The organism is Streptomyces sp. NPDC056987 (assembly GCF_042673865.1).
Classification (GTDB): Bacteria; Actinomycetota; Actinomycetes; order Streptomycetales; family Streptomycetaceae; genus Streptomyces.
The window spans coordinates 1-19,354 of record NZ_JBHURV010000008.1 but is presented as its reverse complement, the minus strand read 5'-3'; the positions used below and the strand labels follow the sequence as shown (position 1 = coordinate 19,354).

Here is a 19,354-nt window from a genome sequence, read left to right as displayed (position 1 = left end):
CGACGCGTCCTGAGAATTGCGCGCTCCGTGCGGTTCGTCAAGGCCCCCCACCCCATGCGGAAGGTCACTCGGCGGGCGGTGGCACGGCGATGATCACGATACCCGCCGTCGCACGAAGAGCAAGGCAGCCCCTGCGGGAACGCGGAAGGGCGACCACCCGACTGGGTGATCGCCCTTCATGTCAACGCCGCGCCGCGGGGCACCACGAACGTGGTGCCCTACGGCGCCGGGACTGTCCCCGTGCGCCCGGGAAGCCCTCGCGGGCCCCTCAGCGGCCGGTGACGGACCCGTACGGGGTCACTTGACCTCGACGGAGGCGCCGGCGGCCTTGAGGGACTCGGCAGCCTTCTCGGCGGCCTCCTTGGCGACCTTCTCGACGACGGGCTTGGGGGCGCCGTCCACGAGGTCCTTGGCCTCCTTGAGGCCCAGGGAGGTGAGCTCGCGCACGACCTTGATGACCTGGATCTTCTTCTCGCCGGCACCCGTGAGGATGACGTCGAACTCGTCCTGGACCTCTTCCTCCGCGGCGGCGACAGCGGCGCCACCGGCGGCGGCAGCGGCGACCGGGGCGGCGGCCGTGACGTCGAACTTCTCCTCGAAGGCCTTCACGAAGCCGGAGAGCTCGATGAGGGTCATGTCCTCGAACTGCGCGAGCAGCTCGTCCTGGGTGAGCTTCGCCATGATGGCGGTCCTTCCACTAATTCGGCTGGTGCCGTATGTACAGTTCCGCGGGCGTACCGGCCCGCTGTGACCGACCGGGTGTGATCACCCGGGACCGAGCGTGATTACTCGGAGTCGGCCTCGACGGGGGCCGGCGTACCGGCACCGTCCTGCTCTTCCTTCTGGGCACGAAGAGCTTCCGCGGTGCGGACGAACTTCGACGGGAGCGCCTGGAAGAGAGCGGCAGCCTGCGACTGCTTGCCCTTCATGGCACCGGCCAGCTTGGAAAGCAGAACCTCACGGGACTCGAGGTCCGCGAGCTTCTTGATCTCGTCGGCGCTGAGCGCCTTGCCGTCAAGGACGCCGCCCTTGATGACGAGATTCGGGTTGTCCTTGGCGAAGTCACGAAGACCCTTCGCCGACTCCACCGGGTCACCGGTGACGAAGGCAACCGCCGTCGGACCCGCGAAGAGGTCGTCCAGCGCGTTGATCCCGGCCTCGTTGGCCGCGATCTTGGTCAGCGTGTTCTTCACCACGGCGTACTGGGCGTTCTCACCGAGAGAACGGCGCAGCTCCTTGAGCTGCGCCACGGTGAGACCCCGGTACTCGGTCAGCACAGCGGCATTCGAGCTGCGGAACTGATCCGCCAGCTCGGCTACCGCGGCAGCCTTGTCGGGCCTTGCCATGAGCGTCGGCCTCCTTCCGGGTGATGAGGACCGCTCAGAAGGGGCTGGGCAAAACGAAACGCCCCGGCGCAGGCGCACGGGGCGTAGCTCGACCGAATGGGATCCGGGAGCTTTCCACAGTCACCTGCGCGGGTCGTCCGCAGCTAGCGGATCCTTCGGCCACCGCACCCTCTTACGAGCACACGGCAACGACCAGCGGTCTTTGGCTTCCTGCGAAGAGTACGTGAGTTCCGCGCGGTACGGCAAATCAGCTTGCGGCACCCCCGGCGCCCTCGTCCGCCAGACCGGCCATCATCGCGGCGAAGTCGAAGGTCTCACCGGCCGGCGGAACCTCGACCTGCGTCTTCGCCCCGTAGTCCGAGTAGTGCGCGGACACCTTCACCAGGCCCTGGGAGGTCTTCATGCCGATGTTCATCTGCACCGGGTAGTCGTCCTCGTTGACCCAGACCTCGGTGTCGTACCCCTCCATGCCCGACTTCTTCATCGAGTCGATCACGTCCTGGCGTTCCTTCTCGTCCAGCACACCGAACGCGCCGTCGGACTTCATCATCTCGTCGAGGGTCAGCGTGCCCTTGTAGTGCTCGGCCGGGACCCCGTCCACCTTCTCGGAGCCGACATGCTTGAGCTGCGGCGAGTCCAGCAGCAGGGCGAGCTGCTGCGCCGGGTCCTGGTTCATGTTCTCCAGGCCGCTCGTCATCTGCTTCTCCAGCGCCTTGTCCCCCGACGCCTCGGCCGCGGCGGCCATGTCGAGCTTCATCCAGCGCTTGCCGTCCATCTCCTTGGCCGCCTCGGGGCCCGCGTCCAGGTACAGGACGTTGTCGACCCAGATCATCCGGCTGTTCTCAAGACCCGCGTTCTCGGCGCTCAGCGCGGAGCCCTTCACGGTCAGGTCCATCACAGTCGGGTCCCAGCCCATGACCCCGGACATCTCCATGTCGCCCTCGACCATGCCCGCCGACTCCGGCATCGTCATCGTCATGCGGACCTTGGCGGACTTCGCCTCCGAGGTCTTCTCGTAGGCCGCCGTGAGGACCTCGGTGACGTTCGACTTCGCCGACGCCTTCTCGGCCGCCGGGGCGCTCTTCTTCTCCGTATCGCCGCCCTGACACCCCGCGACACCGGATATGACGGCCACCGCGGTCAGGCAGACGCCCCCGCGCCTCCATACGGACATGTTCATGAACCCACCCCTGTTTTCGTACGTACAACTGTCCCGAACCGTAGCGCACCGGTCTGACACACCCTCGTACCCCGAAAGCCGGGCCCCGCACCTCCGGAGAGGTGCGGGGCCCGGCTTTCGCGTGTGCGGTGCGGCCCGTGGCCACCGTCGGATCAGACGGCGGCCGGGTCCTCCTCGACGAGGAGGTTACGGGTGCGGTTGGCGTCCAGCGGGATGCCGGGGCCCATCGTGGTGGCCAGGGTGGCCTTCTTGATGTAGCGGCCCTTGGCGGCGGACGGCTTGAGACGGAGGATCTCCTCCAGCGCCGCGGCGTAGTTCTCGACCAGCTTCGTCTCGTCGAAGGAGACCTTGCCGATGATGAAGTGCAGGTTCGAGTGCTTGTCGACGCGGAACTCGATCTTTCCGCCCTTGATGTCGTTCACAGCCTTGGTGACATCGGGGGTGACCGTGCCGGTCTTCGGGTTCGGCATCAGACCACGCGGGCCGAGGACGCGGCCGAGGCGGCCGACCTTGCCCATGAGGTCCGGGGTGGCGACGACGGCGTCGAAGTCCAGACGGCCCTTCGAGACCTCGTCGATCAGTTCGTCGGCGCCGACGATGTCGGCGCCCGCGGCACGCGCGGCCTCGGCACGGTCACCGGTCGCGAAGACCAGGACCCGGGCGGTCTTGCCGGTGCCGTGCGGAAGGTTCACGGTGCCACGGACCATCTGGTCGGCCTTGCGCGGGTCGACGCCCAGCCGCATGGCCACCTCGACGGTGCCGTCGAACTTGGTGGTGGTGGTGTCCTTGGCGATACGGACGGCTTCGAGCGGGGCGTACAGACGCTCCCGGTCGACCTTCGCGTCCGCGCCGCGGAGAGCCTTGCTGCGCTTCACTTCTTCTCCTGGTGTTTCTTCAGGTGTGGAGTTCGTGGTGCGGGCCGCGCTCGGCCCTTCCACTGGGATGTGCCCGGCTGGGTCAGCCCTCGACCGTGACGCCCATGGAACGGGCGGTGCCGGCGATGATCTTCTCGGCGGCGTCCAGGTCGTTGGCGTTCAGGTCGGGCATCTTGGTCGTGGCGATCTCGCGCACCTGGTCGCGGGTGAGCTTCGCGACCTTCTTGACGTGCGGCTCGCCGGAGCCCTTGTCCACACCAGCGGCCTTGAGGATCAGCTTGGCGGCCGGCGGAGTCTTGGTGATGAAGGTGAAGGAACGGTCCTCGTAGACCGTGATCTCCACCGGCACGACCATGCCACGCTGCGACTCGGTCGCGGCGTTGTAGGCCTTGCAGAACTCCATGATGTTGACGCCGTGCTGGCCCAGCGCGGGGCCGACCGGCGGAGCCGGGTTGGCCGCGCCGGCACTGATCTGGAGCTTGATGAGCCCCGTGACCTTCTTCTTCTTGGGAGGCATTGCTCTCTCCGGGTCCAGTTGAGAGTTTTCAGCCCGCCGTCCGGTCATCCGGATGGAGGCATACCGCACAACGATAACGGGTATAGCCGTACGGCCAAAAACCGACAGGTCAGACAGGTACGAGCCCTGTCTGACCTGTCGGAAGCAGGTGTTCCGGAAGAAGGGTCAGTTCTTCTGGATCTGGTCGAAGCTCAGCTCGACCGGGGTCTCGCGGCCGAAGATCTCCACCAGACCCTTGACCTTCTTCGAGTCGGCGTTGATCTCGTTGATCGTCGCCTGGAGGGTGGCGAAGGGGCCGTCGGTGACGGTGACGGAGTCGCCGACCTCGAAGTCCAGCACCTGGACCTCGACCTTGCGGGACGGCGCGGGCTTGCCCTCCGCCTCGGCGGCCTCGCGGGCGGCCTTCTCCTCGGCCTCCGGGGCGAGCATCTTGACGATCTCGTCGAGGGTCAGCGGGTACGGGTCGTAGGCGTTGCCCACGAAGCCGGTGACGCCGGGGGTGTTGCGCACGACGCCCCAGGACTCGTTGGTCAGGTCCATGCGGACCAGGACGTACCCGGGAAGCTTGTTCTGGCGGACGTTCTTGCGCTCGCCGTTCTTGATCTGGACGATCTCTTCCTCGGGGACTTCAGCCTGGTAGATGAATTCCTCGACGTTGAGCGAGACGGCGCGCTGCTCCAGGTTGGCCTTCACGCGCTTCTCGTAGCCCGCGTAGGTGTGGATCACGTACCACTCGCCGGGCAGCCCGCGGAGTTCGTCACGCAGGGCGGCGACCGGGTCGGCCGGGGCTTCCGCCGCGGCTTCCGTCTCGTCCTCGTCCTCGGCATCGTCGGCAGCCGCGTCCGCGGCGTCCGCCGCGTCCTCGGCGGACCCTTCGCTCTCGTCCTCGACGTGCAGCGCGGCCTTCTCGGCCGGCTCGCCGGCGGCGATGTCAGCCGCTTCGGCCTGGTCCGCCTCGACAGCGTCCGCCGCCTCGACGATGTCGGTCTCGTCCTTCCGGGACTCCACCGACTCGCTGGCGTCGTTCAGTTTCGGGTCAGACACGGTGGCTGCTTCTTCCTGGCTCAATGGCTGGAACACGCGAAAGGGGCGCCGCACCGGGCGCCCTTCGCGGGATCAGCCGAAGACGTACTTGATTGCTTGCTGGAAGCCATAGTCAACCACGGTCACCAGACCGATCATGACGACCACGAAGACAATCACCACGGTGGTGTACGTCGTCAGCTGGCTACGAGTCGGCCAGACGACCTTGCGCAGCTCGGCGACGATCTGTCGGTAGAAGAGCGCGAGACGGCCCAGGGGGCCCTTCTTGCCGCGCTTTCCGCCCTTGCGGGGCTTCTTCGACTCGGCGGACTCATCGTCGGCATCAGGCTTGTCGATGGAGCCCACGGCGTCCGCCACTCTCTCTCACCTGATTCCGGGTCGTGTACCGTGCCGCGCCCGGGGGAGCCGCACGGCGATGAATGAACGTACATGCGCACACATCCTGGCGAAGGTGTGTGTAGCAGGGCCGGAGGGACTTGAACCCCCAACCGCTGGTTTTGGAGACCAGTGCTCTACCAATTGAGCTACGACCCTTTGCGTTCTCCCTCAACCTACCGCATCCGACCGGATGCACGGAGTGCCCGGTGCGGCTTCGGTGATGAAGGCCAACGACCAGTGAGTGTACGTGGTGATGAGCCGTGCGTCGAACAGCTTCCCCGGGACCCGGCCGTCCACTGTTGGTTTCGGGGTGCCGTCCACTGATGGCTCGGGGATGCGTCCCTATTGGCTCGGGGCCATCCTCTTCTGGCTCAGGGAGCCGTCCTCCGTTCGTTCGCAGAGCCGTCCTCCGTTCGTTCGCAGAGCCGTCCTCCGTTCGTTCGCAGAGCCATCCTCCGTTTGTTCGCAGAGCGAAACGTATGTGTCGCGGAGGTATCCGGTCTGGGACCATGGGCCGCATGAGCGCTGCAACCCCTCCCACCGAGCGCCGGGTCTCCACCCGTATCGGCGCGATCTCCGAGTCCGCGACCCTCGCCGTGGACGCCAAGGCCAAGGCCCTGAAGGCCGCCGGGCGTCCGGTGATCGGCTTCGGCGCCGGCGAGCCCGACTTCCCGACCCCCGGCTACATCGTCGACGCCGCGGTCGAGGCCTGCCGCAACCCCCGGTTCCACCGCTACACGCCGGCGGGCGGGCTCCCCGAGCTGAAGGCCGCCATCGCCGCGAAGACGCTCCGTGACTCCGGTTACGAGATCGACGCGTCGCAGATCCTCGTGACCAACGGCGGCAAGCAGGCCATCTACGAGGCCTTCGCCGCCGTCCTGGACCCGGGCGACGAGGTCATCGTCCCGGCGCCGTACTGGACGACGTACCCCGAGTCGATCCGGCTGGCCGGCGGTGTCCCGGTAGAGGTCGTGGCCGACGAGACCACGGGCTACCGCGTCTCCGTCGAGCAGTTGGAGGCCGCCCGCACCGAGCGTACGAAGGTCGTGCTCTTCGTCTCGCCGTCCAACCCGACGGGCGCCGTCTACAGCGCCGCGGACACCGAGGCCATCGGCCGCTGGGCCGTCGAGCACGGCCTGTGGGTGCTGACCGACGAGATCTACGAGCACCTCGTCTACGGGGACGCCGTCTTCACCTCGCTGCCGGCCGTCGTCCCCGAGCTGCGCGACAAGTGCATCGTGGTCAACGGCGTGGCCAAGACGTACGCCATGACCGGCTGGCGGGTCGGCTGGCTCATCGGCCCCAAGGACGTCGTCAAGGCCGCGACCAACCTCCAGTCGCACGCCACGTCCAACGTCTCCAACGTCGCGCAGGCCGCCGCCCTCGCCGCCGTCTCCGGCGACCTGGAGGCCGTCGCCGAGATGCGGACCGCCTTCGACCGGCGCCGCCGGACCATCGTCCGGATGCTCAACGAGATCGACGGCGTGGTCTGCCCGGAGCCCGAGGGCGCGTTCTACGTCTACCCGTCGGTGAAGGCCCTGCTCGGCAAGGAGATCCGCGGCACCCGCCCGCAGTCCTCCGTCGAGCTGGCCGCGCTGATCCTGGACGAGGTCGAGGTCGCGGTCGTCCCGGGCGAGGCGTTCGGCACGCCCGGGTATCTGCGGCTCTCCTACGCGCTCGGTGACGAGGATCTCGCCGAGGGCATCGCGCGTGTCCAGAAGCTGCTGGCCGAGGCCAGGGACTGACGGCTCGCCCGCTCGCTCCACCCGCTCCCACCAGCGACTCGACGGGTCCCCGGCCACCGGCCGGGGACCCGTTCCCGGTTCCGGACCCGGTTCCGGATCTGCGTTCGGGCAAGATCTCGATCGGGGAAAGTGGCTGCCGGTCCTCTTTCCGTACGGCAGGATCTATGGATGGAGAGCACCACCCCCCGCCCCAGGGACCTCAGCCTGCTGCCCAAGGCTCATCTGCACCTGCACTTCACCGGTTCGATGCGGCCCTCGACGCTGCTGGAGCTCGCCGACAAGTACGGCGTCCACCTCCCCGACGCGCTGACCGGCGGCGAACCCCCGAAACTGCGTGCCACCGACGAACGCGGCTGGTTCCGCTTCCAGCGGCTGTACGACATCGCCCGGTCCTGTCTGCGGACGCCCGAGGACATCCAGCGGCTGGTGCGCGAGGCCGCCGAGGAGGACGTGCGGGACGGCTCCGGCTGGCTGGAGATCCAGGTCGACCCCACCTCGTACGCCCCGCACCTCGGCGGACTGATCCCGGCGCTGGAGGTCATCCTGGACGCCGTGGACGCCGCGTCGCGGGAGACCGGGCTCGGGATGCGCGTGCTGGTCGCCGCGAACCGGATGAAGCACCCGCTGGAGGCACGGACGCTGGCCCGGCTCGCGGTGCGGTACGCGGACCGGGGCGTCGTCGGGTTCGGGCTCTCCAACGACGAGCGGCGCGGCATGGCCAGGGACTTCGACCGGGCGTTCGCGATCGCCAGGGACGGCGGGCTGCTGGCCGCGCCGCACGGCGGCGAGCTGACGGGGCCCACGTCCGTACGGGACTGCCTGGACGATCTGCGGGCCTCCAGGATCGGGCACGGCGTCCGCGCCGCGGAGGACCCCCGGCTGCTGCGCAAGCTCGCGGAGCGGGGCGTGACCTGCGAGGTCTGCCCCGCCTCGAACGTCGCGCTGGGCGTCTACGAGAAGCCCGAGGACGTCCCCCTGCGGGCGCTCTTCGACGCCGGGGTCCCGATGGCGCTCGGCGCGGACGACCCGCTGCTCTTCGGCTCCCGGCTGGCGGCGCAGTACGAACTGGCGCGGCTGCACCAGAGCTTCACCGACGCGGAGCTGGCCGAGCTGGCCCGCCAGTCGGTACGGGGGTCCGCGGCGCCGCCCGCGGTGCGGGAGAAGCTGCTGGCCGGGATCGACGCCTGGCTCAGAGGCTGACGCCCACCGTCACCGGCTCGTTGACCAGGGTGATCCCGAAGGCGTCATGCACCCCCGCGACCACCTCGCGCGCGAGGGCGAGCAGGTCCTCCGTGCGCGCGGCGCCCCGGTTGGTGAGGGCGAGGGTGTGCTTGGTGGAGATACGGGCCGGGCCCGTGCCGTACCCCTTGGTGAAGCCGGCCCGGTCGATCAGCCAGGCCGCCGAGGTCTTCGTACGCCCCTCCCCCTCCGGGAAGCCGGGGGGTGTCACGTCGTCGCCGAGCCGGGCCCGGACGCGCGCCGCGAACTCCGCGTACTGCGCGTCGGTGAGGATCGGGTTGGTGAAGAAGGACCCCGCGGACCAGGTGTCGTGGTCCTCCGGGTCGAGCACCATGCCCTTGCCGGCCCGCAGCTTGAGGACGGTGTCCCGGGCGGTGGTGGCGGGGACCCGGTCGCCGGGATCGACGCCGAGGGCGCGGGCGGTCTCGGCGTACTTGAGGGGGGCGGAGAGCCCGCCCGCGTCCTCCAGGCCGAAGCGGACCCGCAGCACGACCCAGCGCCCGGGGTGCTGCTTGAAGCGGCTGTGGCGGTACGAGAAGCCGCACTCGGCGCCGGTGAGTGTCACGGTCCCGCGGGCGGCGCGGTCGTACGCGACGACCTCCGTGATGGTCGTGGAGACCTCCTGGCCGTACGCGCCGACGTTCTGGATCGGGGTGGCGCCGGCCGAGCCCGGGATGCCGGCGAGGCACTCGACGCCCGCGAGGCCCGCCTCGACGGTCCGGGCGACGGCGTCGGTCCACACCTCGCCGGCGGCCAGTTCCAGCACCGTACCGTCGAGCGTGAAGCCCTTGGTCGCGATGCGCAGGGCGGTGCCGTCGAAGCCCCGGTCGCCGATGACCAGATTGCTGCCGCCGCCGATGATCAGCAGCGGGGTGCCCGCGTCGTCCGCCTGCCGCACGGCGGCGATCACCTCGTCGTCGGTGACCGCCGTGACGAGGCGGGTGGCGGGGCCGCCGAGGCGGAAGGTGGTCAGGGGGGCGAGGGGGGCGTCGTGGAGTTCGTGCACGGGGACAAGAGTACGGCCGTGGCCCCGCACCGGGCCGTCGCCCGGGGCGGGCCGTGAACGGGCAGGAGCCGGGGCGTGAACGGGCACGAGTAAGGGGCGCCCGCCATTGCGGGCGCCCCTTACCGGCGGGGCCGGAAGGCCCGGTGGTGCGTCGGATCAAGCGAGGCGGACGACGGCGCGGGCCATGCCCAGCACCTTCTGCCCCTCGCTCGTCGCCGTCAGATCCACCCGGACCCGGCCGTCCTCCAGCTTCGCGGCGACCTTCGCGCTGACCTCGACCAGCGCGCCCGTGTCGTCGTTGGGGACGACGACGGGCCGGGTGAAGCGGACGCCGTACTCGACGACGGCTCCCGGGTCGCCCGCCCAGTCGGTCACCACGCGGATCGCCTCGGCCATGGTGAACATGCCGTGGGCGATGACGTCGGGGAGTCCGACCTCCTTCGCGAACTTCTCGTTCCAGTGGATCGGGTTGAAGTCCCCGGAGGCGCCCGCGTACCGCACCAGCGTCGCGCGGGTGACGGGCATGCTCAGCGGCGGCAGCTCCGTACCGACCTCGACGTCGTCGTAACCGATCTTCGCGGTCATCGGTCTCACGCCCCCTCGGCGGCGCGTGCCACCAGCTTGGTCCAGGCGGTCACGACATGCTCGCCGGCCTCGTCGTGCACGTCGCCGCGCACGTCGATGATGTCGTTCCCGGCGAGCGACTTGATCGCCTCGATGGTGGAGGTGACCGTCAGCCGGTCCCCCGCGCGCACCGGGCGGGAGTACGTGAACTTCTGGTCGCCGTGGACCACCCGGCTGTAGTCGAGACCGAGCTGCGGATCGGCGATGACATCGCCCGCGGCCTTGAACGTGATCGCGAACACGAAGGTCGGCGGCGCGATCAGATCGGTGTGCCCCAGCGCCTTGGCGGCTTCCGGGTCGGTGTACGCCGGGTTGGTGTCGCCCACCGCCTCGGCGAACTCACGGATCTTCTCCCGGCCGACCTCGTACGGCGCGGTGGGCGGATAGCTCCGCCCCACGAAGGACTGATCGAGCGCCACTGACTCGCTCCCTCCCTGATGTAAGTGACCGATGTAAGTGACCACAACAAACGACGCGAGGCCGTCCCCAACCGGGGACGGCCTCGCATGCGAGCCTGATTCAGCGCGTTTCGCGGTGCGCGGTGTGCGAGTTGCAACGCGGGCAGTGCTTCTTCATCTCAAGACGGTCCGGGTTGTTACGCCGGTTCTTCTTGGTGATGTAGTTCCGCTCCTTGCACTCCACGCAGGCCAGCGTGATCTTCGGGCGGACGTCGGTGGCAGCCACGTGAGTGCTCCTTGGACGGACAACGGATGAAAGGATGAACGCATAAAAGAGTAGCCGATCGAAGGACCGACCCCACAATCGGCTACTTTTGTGTAGCGGTGACCGGACTTGAACCGGTGACACAGCGATTATGAGCCGCTTGCTCTACCGACTGAGCTACACCGCTTCGATGCTGGATCTCCTCGCCCGGAGGCGAGGATCACCGAACATCTGAGCCCCAATACGGAATCGAACCGTAGACCTTCTCCTTACCATGGAGACGCTCTACCGACTGAGCTATTGGGGCGAGCGATGAAGACATTACACGGTCGCCCGCCGATCGCCCAAATCCGTTTCGTGGCCGGTCGCCCCAGCTGTCGCGCCCCGTGTCACACGCCACTTCCGGCACCGCCCCGGCAGGGTTGCGGCGAGGCTCCGACGTCCTGCCACGGGCTCGCCGGTACGACTATTCCGCTCCTCCGTGAAGCCCGGCCCGGGCGCCCCTAGGCTCGGCACACGCTCCGTGACCTTGCACACCGCGCGGAACACCTCCCCCCAGGAGCCCGATGCCCGACAGCCCGCCGCAGCCGCCCGACGGGGCCACGGCCGACACCACCGCGCTCGTGCTCTGCGGCGCCCGACTCGCCGACGGCCGGACCGTCGACGTACGGATCGGCGCGGGCCGGATCGAGGCCGTGGGCACCGCGGGCAGCCTCCCGCCGGGCACCGGCGCCGCGCGCCTGGACCTCGGCGGCTATCTGCTGCTTCCCGCCCCGGCCGAGCCGCACGCCCACAGCGACACCGCGCTCAGCGCCGACCTCGCCGCCGAGGGGCCCGTCCCGTACACCTCCGAGGATGTGCAGCGCCGGGCCACCGAGGCCACGCTCCTCCAGCTCGGGCACGGGGCGACCGCGCTGCGTTCCCATGTACGGATCGGGGACGCGCAGGAGCTGGGCCGGCTCGCCGCGGTGCTCCAGGCGCGCCGCTCGCTGCGCGGGCTCGCCGATCTGACCGCCGTCGCGGTGCCCCGGCTGCTGACCGGGCTCGCGGGCGCCGACGGGCTCGCCATGCTGCGCGACGCGGTGAAGATGGGCGCGGGGGTGGTGGGCGGCTGCCCGGACCTCGACCCCGATCCGGCCGGGTACGTGGAGGCGGTGCTGGAGATCGCGGCGGAGCACGGCTGCCCCGTCGATCTGCACACGCAGGGCACGGAGCCGGCCAGGATCGCGCGGCTCGCGGCGCTGGCGGGCGGGGTGCCGGCCGGGGTGACGCTCGGGCCGTGCGCGGGGCTGGCCGCGCTGCCCGCCGAGGTGGCGGCGCGGGCGGCGGACCAGTTGGCGGCGGCCGGGGTGACCGTGGTGTGCCTGCCGCAGGGCGGCTGCGGGGGCGTGGAGCGGCACGGCACGGAGCCCCCGGGCGGGGCGCGCGGGGTGGCCCCCGTACGGCTGCTGCGGGCGGCGGGCGTACGGCTGGCGGCGGGCGGCGGGGCGCTGCGCGACGTGTCGAACCCGGTGGGGCGCGGCGATCCGCTGGAGGCCGCGTATCTGCTGGCCTCGCAGGGCGGGGTACGGGCGGCGGACGCGTACGGCGCGGTGAGCCGGGTGGCGCGGGCGGCGATGGGGCTGCCGGAGGTCCGGGTGGAGGCGGGCTTCCCGGCGGAGCTGCTGGCGGTGCGCGGGGAGCGGATCGAGGGGGTGCTGTCGCTCGCTTACAGCAGGATCGTGATCCACCGGGGGCGGGTGGTGGCGCGGACCAGTGCGGTACGGGAGTACTGCGACTCGGCCGCGGGCGCGCTGCCCGAGCTGCCGGAGCTGCCGCGCCAGGGACGGTCGGGCGCGGGCCCGTGAGGCACGGCGGCCGGCCGGAGGCCGCACCCCTGCGCGGGACGCGGCGTCCCGGCGTACGGTCGGGACCATGCGAATCGTGATTGCCGGAGGACATGGTCAGATCGCGCTGCGGCTGGAGCGTCTGCTCGCCGCGCGCGGACACGGGGTGGCGGGCATCATCCGCGACCCGGGTCAGGCGGAGGAGCTGCGGGACGCGGGCGCCGAGCCGGTCGTACTGGACCTGGAGTCGGCCTCGGTCGAGGCGGTGGCGGCGGTGCTGGCGGGCGCGGACGCGGCGGTGTTCGCGGCGGGCGCGGGCGGCGGCAGCGGCGCGGCCCGCAAGAAGACGGTGGACCTCGGCGCGGCGGTGCTCTTCGCGGACGCGGCGGAGCGCGCGGGCGTCCGCCGGCACCTGGTCGTCTCGTCGATGGGCGCGGACCCCGACCACGCGGGCGACGAGGTCTTCGACGCGTACCAGCGCGCCAAGGGCGCGGCGGACGTCTCCGTACGGTCGAGGCCGGGTCTCGACTGGACGATCCTGCGGCCGGGCGCGCTGACGGACGACGCGGGTACGGGGCTGGTCGCGCTGGCGGAGTCGACGCGGCGGGGCGCGGTGCCGCGCGACGACGTGGCGGCGGTGCTGGCGGAGCTGCTGGAGACGCCGGGCGCGGCGGGGCTGACCCTGGAGCTGATCGGCGGGACGGTCCCGGTGGCGGACGCGGTGAACGCGGCGGCGAACGGCGGCTGACCACGGGCGGGGGGGGCGGCCACAAACGGCGGCTGACCACTGGTGGGGCGGCCACGAACGGCGGCCGACCACCGGTGGGGTGGCCGCGAACGGTGGGTGCCCTCATGCGAATGGCCCCTTCCACACGTCTCCGTGAGGAAGGGGCCATCTCGATCGCGTGGCGGCGCCAGGATTCGAACCTGGGAAGGCTAAGCCGGCGGATTTACAGTCCGCTCCCATTGGCCACTCGGGCACACCGCCATGGGATGTCATTGCCGTCCGAGCTGGCCTTTTCGGGCCGGTGCTCCTTGGCAACGACGTAAACGATACCCGATGCCAGGGGGTGCTCCGCCACCGGATTGTTCCGCGCTCGGAGCGGTCCCGGGTGACTAGGCTTTACGGCGAACGGCCGTCGGCGTCCGGGGCGTCCGGCACGGCCCAAGCATCCATACAGGCAGACCGATCCAAGGAGCCACAGGACATGGCCGACTCCAGTTTCGACATCGTCTCGAAGGTCGAGCGGCAGGAGATCGACAACGCCCTCAACCAGGCCGCGAAGGAGATCTCGCAGCGCTACGACTTCAAGAACGTGGGGGCCTCGATCGGCTGGTCCGGCGAGAAGATCCTGATGCAGGCCAACTCGGAGGAGCGGGTCAGCGCGATCCTCGACGTCTTCCAGTCGAAGCTGATCAAGCGTGGCATCTCGCTGAAGGCGCTGGACGCGGGCGAGCCGCAGCTGTCCGGCAAGGAGTACAAGATCTTCGCGTCGATCGAGGAGGGCATCTCCCAGGACAACGCCAAGAAGGTGGCGAAGATCATCCGTGACGAGGGCCCCAAGGGCATCAAGGCACAGGTGCAGGGCGACGAGCTGCGGGTCAGCTCGAAGAGCCGGGACGACCTCCAGACCGTGATCGCGCTGCTGAAGGGGCAGGACTTCGACTTCGCCCTCCAGTTCGTGAACTACCGCTGAGGAAGGCGGTTCGGGGACCGCGCCCGGGCGGTGGGTGCGGTGTCCGAATTCCGCCAGCTTCGCGGCTCCCGGGGACGCAGACTCGTCACTGAGCACGGGCGGGCGGGTGTGGAACGCACCGCTCGGAGAGGAGCGAGTGATGACAGTCACCTTGAGGACCACCTTGTACGCCACTGTGGACAGCCCGCTGGGTGAAGTGCTCCTGGCCGGTGCGGAGTCCGCCACGGCGCGGGACGGTGTGGCGCTCGCCTCGCTCTCCCTGCCGGGTCAGAAGGGCGCGGCGGTCGTGCGGGACGGCTGGGTCCGGGCGCCGGGGGCGTTCGCCGGGATCGCGGAGCGGCTCGGGGCGTACTTCGAGGGCGCGCTGACGGAGTTCGGCATCGAGTACGCGGCCGGGGGCACGGAGTTCCAGCGCCGGGTCTGGGCGGCGGTGGACGCCGTCCCGTACGGCGTGACGGTGGCGTACGGGCAGATCGCGGCGCGGGTCGGCGCGTCCGGCGCGGGGGTGCGGGCCGTGGGGACGGCGATCGGGCGCAACCCGCTGCTCGTCGTACGGCCGTGTCATCGCGTGATCGGCGCGGACGGGGCGCTGCGGGGGTACGCGGCCGGACTGGAGCGCAAGGAGCGGCTCCTCCGGCTGGAGGGCGCGCTGACGTCATGAGCGCGGGCCCGGTGGGGGGACGCGGTGCGGCGGGGGAACGCGGCGCGGCGGGTGACGGCGACGCGTTGTTCCCTGAGCCGGTCGCGGCGGGGCGAGGGCGCACCGTGGTGGCGCCCGGGGCCGTTCATGTGCCGGGGTGGTTGCCGGCCGGGCGTCAGCGGGAGCTGGTGGAGGTCTGCCGGGGCTGGGCGCGGGGGCCGGTGCCGATCCGGCACACGGTGCTGCCGAACGGCGGGGTGATGTCCGTACGGACGGTGTGTGTGGGCTGGCACTGGCAGCCGTACCGGTACACGCGGAACGCGGGCGATGTGAACGGCGCCCGGGTCGCGGAGTTCCCCGGTTGGCTGGCCGAGTTGGGGCGCGCGGCGCTCGTGGAGGCGTACGGCGATCCGGCGGTGTCCGGGGCGTACGCCCCGGACACCGCGCTGATCAACTTCTACGACGGCGACGCGCGGATGGGGATGCACCAGGACAAGGACGAGAGGTCCGCCGCGCCGGTGGTCTCCCTGAGCATCGGGGACAGTTGCGTCTTCCGCTTCGGTAATCCGGAGGGGCGGGGCCGCCCGTACACGGATGTGCGGCTCTCCTCCGGTGACCTCTTCGTCTTCGGAGGAGAGTCCCGCTTCGCGTACCACGGCGTGCCCAGGGTGTATCCCGGGACGGCCGGTCCCGGGACGGGGATGAGCGGCGGGCGGCTCAACATCACCCTGCGCGAGACGGGCCTGACGGCGCCGGCGGGGTCAGCGGGAGCGTGAGTGGCCGAAGAGGATCCGGTACACGATCAGCAGGACGAGAGCGCCGCCTATGGCGGCGATCCAGGTGGCGCCGTCGTAGAAGTCGTTGCTGATCGGCCGGTCGAGCCAGGTCGACGAGATCCAGCCGCCGATGAAGGCCCCCGCGATGCCGATGAGGGTCGTGCCGATCAGGCCGCCGGGGTCCCGTCCGGGAAGCAGAATCTTGGCGGCGGCACCCGCCAGTAGTCCGAGAATGATCCAGCTGATGACACCCATGCCCTGAACCTGCCTTTCTTGCGGTATCGCCCTCAATGACGCCGCCGGGGCGGGGCGTGGTTGCGGTGATCAGGGGCTCGCGGCAGACGACACGGCCGGCCGGGCCCCTGATGCTGAATGATCAACTACCCCGCGTTCACCAGGGCATACGTCCGCGTTCGGTAACAGCGCCGGGGGTGTGCCCGGCGCACACGTGTGTGTCCCGGGAGCCCCGAAGGCTCCCGGGACGGGAATCGCGGTTGTGTGTGGTGTGGCTGTCTCGGCTGTGGTGGCCGTCGTGGCTCCGTCAGCGGGAGACGAAGGGCTGGTCCGTCGAGACGATCTCCTTGCCCAGCGGCATCAGGGAGAGCGGGATCAGCTTGAAGTTGGCCAGCCCCAGGGGGATACCGATGATCGTGACGCACTGCGCGATGCCGGTGACGATGTGGCCGAGGGCGAGCCACCACCCCGCGAGGACCAGCCACAGGACGTTGCCGACGCACGAGGGCGCGCCCGCGTCGTGGCGGTCGACCGCGGTGTAGCCGAAGGGCCACAGCGCGTAGACACCGATACGGAAGGCGGCCACTCCGAAGGGGATGCCGATGATCGTGATGCACAGCAGGACACCGGCCAGCATGTACCCGAGGAAGAGCCAGAATCCGCTCAGTACGAGCCAGATAATGTTCAGGATTGTCTTCATGCTCGAGGACCTGCCATCTGTTCTAGTCGGGCGATGCGTTCCGCCATCGGCGGGTGCGTGGAGAACAGTTTCGAGAATCCCTGGCCAGGACGGAAGGGGTTCGCGATCATCATGTGGCTGGCTGTCTCGATGCGCGGCTCGGCCGGCAGCGGTAGCTGTTTCGTTCCGCTTTCCAGCTTACGCAGCGCGCTCGCCAGAGCGAGCGGATCGCCGGTGAGCTGGGCGCCGGACGCGTCCGCCTCGTACTCCCGTGAACGGCTCACGGCGAGCTGGATGACCGAGGCGGCGAGCGGCCCCAGGATCATGATCAGGAGCATGCCGAAGATGCCCGGGCCGTCGTCGTCGTCCGAGCGCCCTATGGGGATGAGCCAGGCGAAGTTCACCAGGAACATCACGACGGAGGCGAGTGCCCCGGCGACCGACGAGATCAGGATGTCGCGGTTGTAGACATGGCTCAGCTCGTGGCCGAGGACACCGCGCAGCTCCCGCTCGTCCAGGATCTGCAGGATCCCGTCGGTGCAGCAGACCGCGGCGTTGCGCGGGTTGCGGCCGGTGGCGAACGCGTTGGGCGCCTGGGTGGGCGAGATGTACAGGCGCGGCATGGGCTGGCGGGCGGCCGTCGACAGCTCGCGGACGATGCGGTAGAGCTGCGGCGCCTCGAATTCGCTGACGGGGCGGGCCCGCATCGCGCGTAGAGCCAGCTTGTCGCTGTTCCAGTACGCGTACGCGTTGGTGCCGACCGCCACGACGAGCGCGACGATCAGACCCGTACTGCCGAAGAAACTGCCGATCGCGATGATGAGTGCGGACAGTCCCCCGAGGAGTACGGCGGTCCTGAGCCCGTTGTGCCGGCGGTGCACGGTACGCCCTCCAAGTCATGTGGCAGGGGAACCCTTTTGCCTGGTGCTGCCCACCTCTCCAGTGGACCCTTCCGTACTGGTCAACGCCAGGCGGGCGGTCGGGGTTCCCTGACGCGTCCGGACGGGGGCGTACGCCGTCCGGGTGGTCGTGGCACGCGCGCCGGTCCCGCCCTGCGGGCCGGTGGCGTCGCGGCCTCGGGCCGGTGGGGTCGCGCGGAGGCGCCGCCTTCAGAAGAGGCTGACTCCGGCGAAACGCAGCACCAGTTGTGGTGCGCCCGAAAGGGCGATGCCGGCGACGGCCGTCAGCGCGATGGCCACCGTGAGGGCGGGCGCCGGGGTCAGGGCCGCCGACTCGGCGTCGGCGGTCACCGCTCCGGGGGTGTCGGCGCTTTCCGTCCGCTCCTCCGGGGAGCGGAAGAGAACCGCGGTCCACTGGAGGTAGTAGTAGAGCGCCACGACCACGTTGAGGGCCATGACGACCGCGAGCCAGCCGAGTCCGGCGTCGACCGCCGTGGAGAAGACGGTGACCTTGGCGAAGAGGCCGATGATGCCCGGCGGCAGCCCGGCCAGGCAGAGCAGGAAGAAGCCCATCGCGAGCGCGGCGAGCGGCCGGTGGGCGTAGAGACCCTGGTAGTCGGAGAGACGGTTCAGCGGCTTCGTACGGGCGACGAGCGCGGCGACGGCGAACGCGCCGAGGTTGACGACCGCGTACATCAGGGCGTACGCGACGGTGGACCCGATCCGGTCCGCGCCGCCGTTCGTACCGCTTCCGCCGTCCCCGCCGTACGCCGCGGCGGCGATCGGCACCAGGAGGTAGCCCGCCTGGGCCACGGACGACCAGGCCAGCAGCCGTACGGCGCTCCACGTGCGCGTGGCGGACTGCCGGAGCGCCGCCACATTGCCGAGCGTCATCGTCAACGCGGCGAGGACGGCGAGGGCCGGCCCCCAGACGGCGTGGTACGAGGGGAACGCGACGACCGTCACCAGGATGAGGCCGGAGAACCCGACGGCCTTGCCGACGACGGACAGATAGGCGGCGATGGGCAGCGGCGCGCCCACATACGTGTCGGGCACCCAGAAGTGGAAGGGCGCCGCGGCCGTCTTGAAGGCGAAGCCGACGAGAGTGAGGGCGACGCCCGCCTCGGCGAGCGTGCCGAGCTGTTCCGGGACGTCGTCCAGCCTCGTGGCGATCTCGGTGAGGTGCAGGGTGCCGGTGGCCGCGTACACGAAGCTGACGCCGAGCAGCATCACGGCGGTCGCGGTGACCGAGGAGAGGAAGAACTTCAGCGCGGCCTCGGAGGAGAGCCGGTCGCCGCGGCGGAGCCCGACCAGCGCGAAGGCCGGCAGGGAGGCCACTTCGAGCGCGACGACGAGGGTGGCCAGGTCGCGGGCGGCGGGCAGCAGGGCCGCACCGGCCGCCGAGGCGAGCAGCAGGAACCAGAACTCGCCCGCGGGGAGCCGGCGTGTGTCGTGGTACGAGAGCAGCGCGGTGAGCAGCGCCCCGCCGAGCACCAGGAGCTGGATGACGAGCGCGAAGTGGTCCGCGGTGTAGCTGCACACGTCCGGGGCGGTGGTGAGGCAGAACGTGGCACGGTCACCGGAGCGCAGCGGCAGGAGGGTGGCGAGCGCGGCGGCGAGACCGGCGATCGCGAGGCCGCCGAGGAGCGGCTTGCGGTGCTCCGGTACGAAGAGGTCGGCGACCAGGATGATCAGGGCGACCACCGCCGCGAGGGTGGGCGGCGCGATCGCGAGCCAGTCGATGGACTGGACGAGGCCGGCGGCCCCGGCACTCTCGGCGGCCAGGGTCACGACTTGCCTCCTGCGAGGAGCTGCTGCACGGCGGGGTCGGTGAGGCCGAGGAGGACCGCGGGCCAGAGACCGGCGAGGACGGTCAGCGCGACGAGCGGGGTCCAGGCGGCGATCTCGTAGGTCTGTACGTCGGCGAAGCCCGGCGTGCCCCCGGGCACCGCGGGCGCGCCGGGCGCGCCCGGCGCGCCCGCGGTG

At 70.4% G+C, this 19,354-nt stretch carries 22 protein-coding genes, 4 tRNA genes and 1 pseudogene; 7 read left to right on the top strand and 20 right to left on the bottom strand.

What is annotated here, in order from left to right; translation table 11 throughout:
• Positions 1–297 precede the first annotated feature (297 nt).
• The 8 genes from rplL to ACFTZC_RS11675 all read right to left on the bottom strand — a co-directional run bounded on the left by rplL (position 298) and on the right by ACFTZC_RS11675 (position 5,496).
• Positions 298–681, bottom strand: a complete 384-nt coding sequence (gene rplL, locus ACFTZC_RS11710) for a 50S ribosomal protein L7/L12 (protein ID WP_382888637.1) — start codon at positions 679–681, stop codon at positions 298–300.
• Between the two features lie 104 nt (positions 682–785).
• Positions 786–1,346: a 50S ribosomal protein L10 gene (gene rplJ, locus ACFTZC_RS11705; protein WP_365806988.1), complete on the bottom strand. Its 561-nt coding sequence runs from the start codon at positions 1,344–1,346 to the stop codon at positions 786–788.
• A 247-nt stretch (positions 1,347–1,593) separates the two neighbouring features.
• Entirely contained in the window at positions 1,594–2,520 is a 927-nt protein-coding gene (locus ACFTZC_RS11700; RefSeq protein ID WP_382888636.1) for a hypothetical protein, read from the bottom strand.
• A gap of 158 nt (positions 2,521–2,678) precedes the next feature.
• A complete protein-coding gene (gene rplA / locus ACFTZC_RS11695; RefSeq protein ID WP_365806985.1) occupies positions 2,679–3,401 on the bottom strand; it encodes a 50S ribosomal protein L1 in 723 nt (240 codons plus the stop codon).
• Positions 3,402–3,483: 82 nt separating this feature from the next.
• A complete protein-coding gene (gene rplK / locus ACFTZC_RS11690) occupies positions 3,484–3,918 on the bottom strand; it encodes a 50S ribosomal protein L11 (RefSeq protein WP_030351419.1) in 435 nt (144 codons plus the stop codon).
• Between the two features lie 165 nt (positions 3,919–4,083).
• A complete protein-coding gene (gene nusG, locus ACFTZC_RS11685; RefSeq protein ID WP_382888635.1) occupies positions 4,084–4,962 on the bottom strand; it encodes a transcription termination/antitermination protein NusG in 879 nt (292 codons plus the stop codon).
• A 72-nt stretch (positions 4,963–5,034) separates the two neighbouring features.
• On the bottom strand, positions 5,035–5,319 hold the full coding sequence (gene secE / locus ACFTZC_RS11680) for a preprotein translocase subunit SecE (RefSeq protein WP_365806981.1): 285 nt from the start codon (positions 5,317–5,319) through the stop codon (positions 5,035–5,037).
• A 104-nt stretch (positions 5,320–5,423) separates the two neighbouring features.
• A tRNA-Trp gene (locus ACFTZC_RS11675) sits at positions 5,424–5,496 on the bottom strand.
• 362 nt (positions 5,497–5,858) lie between these two features.
• Here ACFTZC_RS11675 and ACFTZC_RS11670 point away from each other — a divergent pair.
• Together ACFTZC_RS11670 and ACFTZC_RS11665 are read left to right on the top strand one after the other, a co-directional pair.
• Positions 5,859–7,085: a pyridoxal phosphate-dependent aminotransferase gene (locus tag ACFTZC_RS11670; protein WP_382888634.1), complete on the top strand. Its 1,227-nt coding sequence runs from the start codon at positions 5,859–5,861 to the stop codon at positions 7,083–7,085.
• A 168-nt stretch (positions 7,086–7,253) separates the two neighbouring features.
• Positions 7,254–8,285 carry an adenosine deaminase gene (locus ACFTZC_RS11665; RefSeq protein WP_382888633.1) on the top strand — a complete coding sequence of 344 codons (1,032 nt, stop codon included), beginning with the start codon at positions 7,254–7,256 and terminating at the stop codon, positions 8,283–8,285.
• Here the strand turns inward: ACFTZC_RS11665 and ACFTZC_RS11660 are convergent.
• From ACFTZC_RS11660 to ACFTZC_RS11635, 6 genes are all read right to left on the bottom strand, one after another.
• Positions 8,275–9,330, bottom strand: coding sequence for a UDP-N-acetylmuramate dehydrogenase (locus ACFTZC_RS11660; protein ID WP_382888632.1), 1,056 nt, complete (start codon positions 9,328–9,330; stop codon positions 8,275–8,277). The genes ACFTZC_RS11665 and ACFTZC_RS11660 overlap by 11 nt on opposite strands.
• A gap of 156 nt (positions 9,331–9,486) precedes the next feature.
• Entirely contained in the window at positions 9,487–9,915 is a 429-nt protein-coding gene (locus ACFTZC_RS11655) for a MaoC family dehydratase (protein WP_382888631.1), read from the bottom strand.
• A 5-nt stretch (positions 9,916–9,920) separates the two neighbouring features.
• Positions 9,921–10,373, bottom strand: a complete 453-nt coding sequence (locus ACFTZC_RS11650) for a MaoC family dehydratase N-terminal domain-containing protein (RefSeq protein ID WP_382888630.1) — start codon at positions 10,371–10,373, stop codon at positions 9,921–9,923.
• 100 nt (positions 10,374–10,473) lie between these two features.
• Positions 10,474–10,638: a 50S ribosomal protein L33 gene (gene rpmG, locus ACFTZC_RS11645; RefSeq protein ID WP_003956487.1), complete on the bottom strand. Its 165-nt coding sequence runs from the start codon at positions 10,636–10,638 to the stop codon at positions 10,474–10,476.
• A 93-nt stretch (positions 10,639–10,731) separates the two neighbouring features.
• A tRNA-Met gene (locus tag ACFTZC_RS11640) sits at positions 10,732–10,804 on the bottom strand.
• A 47-nt stretch (positions 10,805–10,851) separates the two neighbouring features.
• A tRNA-Thr gene (locus ACFTZC_RS11635) sits at positions 10,852–10,924 on the bottom strand.
• Between the two features lie 259 nt (positions 10,925–11,183).
• Between ACFTZC_RS11635 and ACFTZC_RS11630 the strand changes: the two genes are divergently transcribed.
• Together ACFTZC_RS11630 and ACFTZC_RS11625 are read left to right on the top strand one after the other, a co-directional pair.
• Positions 11,184–12,464 (top strand): amidohydrolase family protein, encoded by a 1,281-nt coding sequence (locus ACFTZC_RS11630; protein WP_382888629.1) that lies wholly within the window; start codon positions 11,184–11,186, stop codon positions 12,462–12,464.
• A 67-nt stretch (positions 12,465–12,531) separates the two neighbouring features.
• Positions 12,532–13,191 (top strand): NAD(P)H-binding protein, encoded by a 660-nt coding sequence (locus ACFTZC_RS11625; protein WP_382888627.1) that lies wholly within the window; start codon positions 12,532–12,534, stop codon positions 13,189–13,191.
• Positions 13,192–13,349: 158 nt separating this feature from the next.
• On the opposite strand, the gene ACFTZC_RS11620 is transcribed toward ACFTZC_RS11625, so the two are convergent.
• Positions 13,350–13,431, bottom strand: a tRNA-Tyr gene (locus ACFTZC_RS11620).
• 220 nt (positions 13,432–13,651) lie between these two features.
• Between ACFTZC_RS11620 and ACFTZC_RS11615 the strand changes: the two genes are divergently transcribed.
• The 3 genes from ACFTZC_RS11615 (at position 13,652) to ACFTZC_RS11605 (ending at position 15,556) form a co-directional block, all read left to right on the top strand.
• The gene (locus ACFTZC_RS11615) at positions 13,652–14,140 is read left to right on the top strand and encodes a YajQ family cyclic di-GMP-binding protein (protein ID WP_365806968.1); all 489 of its coding nucleotides are present in this window, start codon (positions 13,652–13,654) and stop codon (positions 14,138–14,140) included.
• A gap of 139 nt (positions 14,141–14,279) precedes the next feature.
• Entirely contained in the window at positions 14,280–14,801 is a 522-nt protein-coding gene (locus ACFTZC_RS11610) for a methylated-DNA--[protein]-cysteine S-methyltransferase (RefSeq protein ID WP_382888626.1), read from the top strand.
• Positions 14,798–15,556, top strand: coding sequence for an alpha-ketoglutarate-dependent dioxygenase AlkB family protein (locus tag ACFTZC_RS11605; RefSeq protein ID WP_382888625.1), 759 nt, complete (start codon positions 14,798–14,800; stop codon positions 15,554–15,556). The genes ACFTZC_RS11610 and ACFTZC_RS11605 overlap by 4 nt, the downstream gene beginning before the upstream one ends.
• On the opposite strand, the gene ACFTZC_RS11600 is transcribed toward ACFTZC_RS11605, so the two are convergent.
• The 5 genes and pseudogenes from ACFTZC_RS11600 to ACFTZC_RS11580 form a co-directional block, all read right to left on the bottom strand.
• A complete protein-coding gene (locus tag ACFTZC_RS11600) occupies positions 15,542–15,811 on the bottom strand; it encodes a GlsB/YeaQ/YmgE family stress response membrane protein (protein ID WP_382888624.1) in 270 nt (89 codons plus the stop codon). The genes ACFTZC_RS11605 and ACFTZC_RS11600 overlap by 15 nt on opposite strands.
• A gap of 286 nt (positions 15,812–16,097) precedes the next feature.
• Positions 16,098–16,490: a YccF domain-containing protein gene (locus ACFTZC_RS11595; protein ID WP_365806962.1), complete on the bottom strand. Its 393-nt coding sequence runs from the start codon at positions 16,488–16,490 to the stop codon at positions 16,098–16,100.
• Positions 16,487–17,350: a zinc metalloprotease HtpX gene (gene htpX / locus ACFTZC_RS11590; protein WP_382888622.1), complete on the bottom strand. Its 864-nt coding sequence runs from the start codon at positions 17,348–17,350 to the stop codon at positions 16,487–16,489. The genes ACFTZC_RS11595 and htpX overlap by 4 nt, the downstream gene beginning before the upstream one ends.
• A gap of 228 nt (positions 17,351–17,578) precedes the next feature.
• Positions 17,579–19,159 carry an NADH-quinone oxidoreductase subunit N gene (locus ACFTZC_RS11585; protein ID WP_382888621.1) on the bottom strand — a complete coding sequence of 527 codons (1,581 nt, stop codon included), beginning with the start codon at positions 19,157–19,159 and terminating at the stop codon, positions 17,579–17,581.
• Positions 19,156–19,354: pseudogene (locus ACFTZC_RS11580) on the bottom strand (NADH-quinone oxidoreductase subunit M); the annotation flags it as partial. The gene ACFTZC_RS11585 and the pseudogene ACFTZC_RS11580, both read right to left, overlap by 4 nt.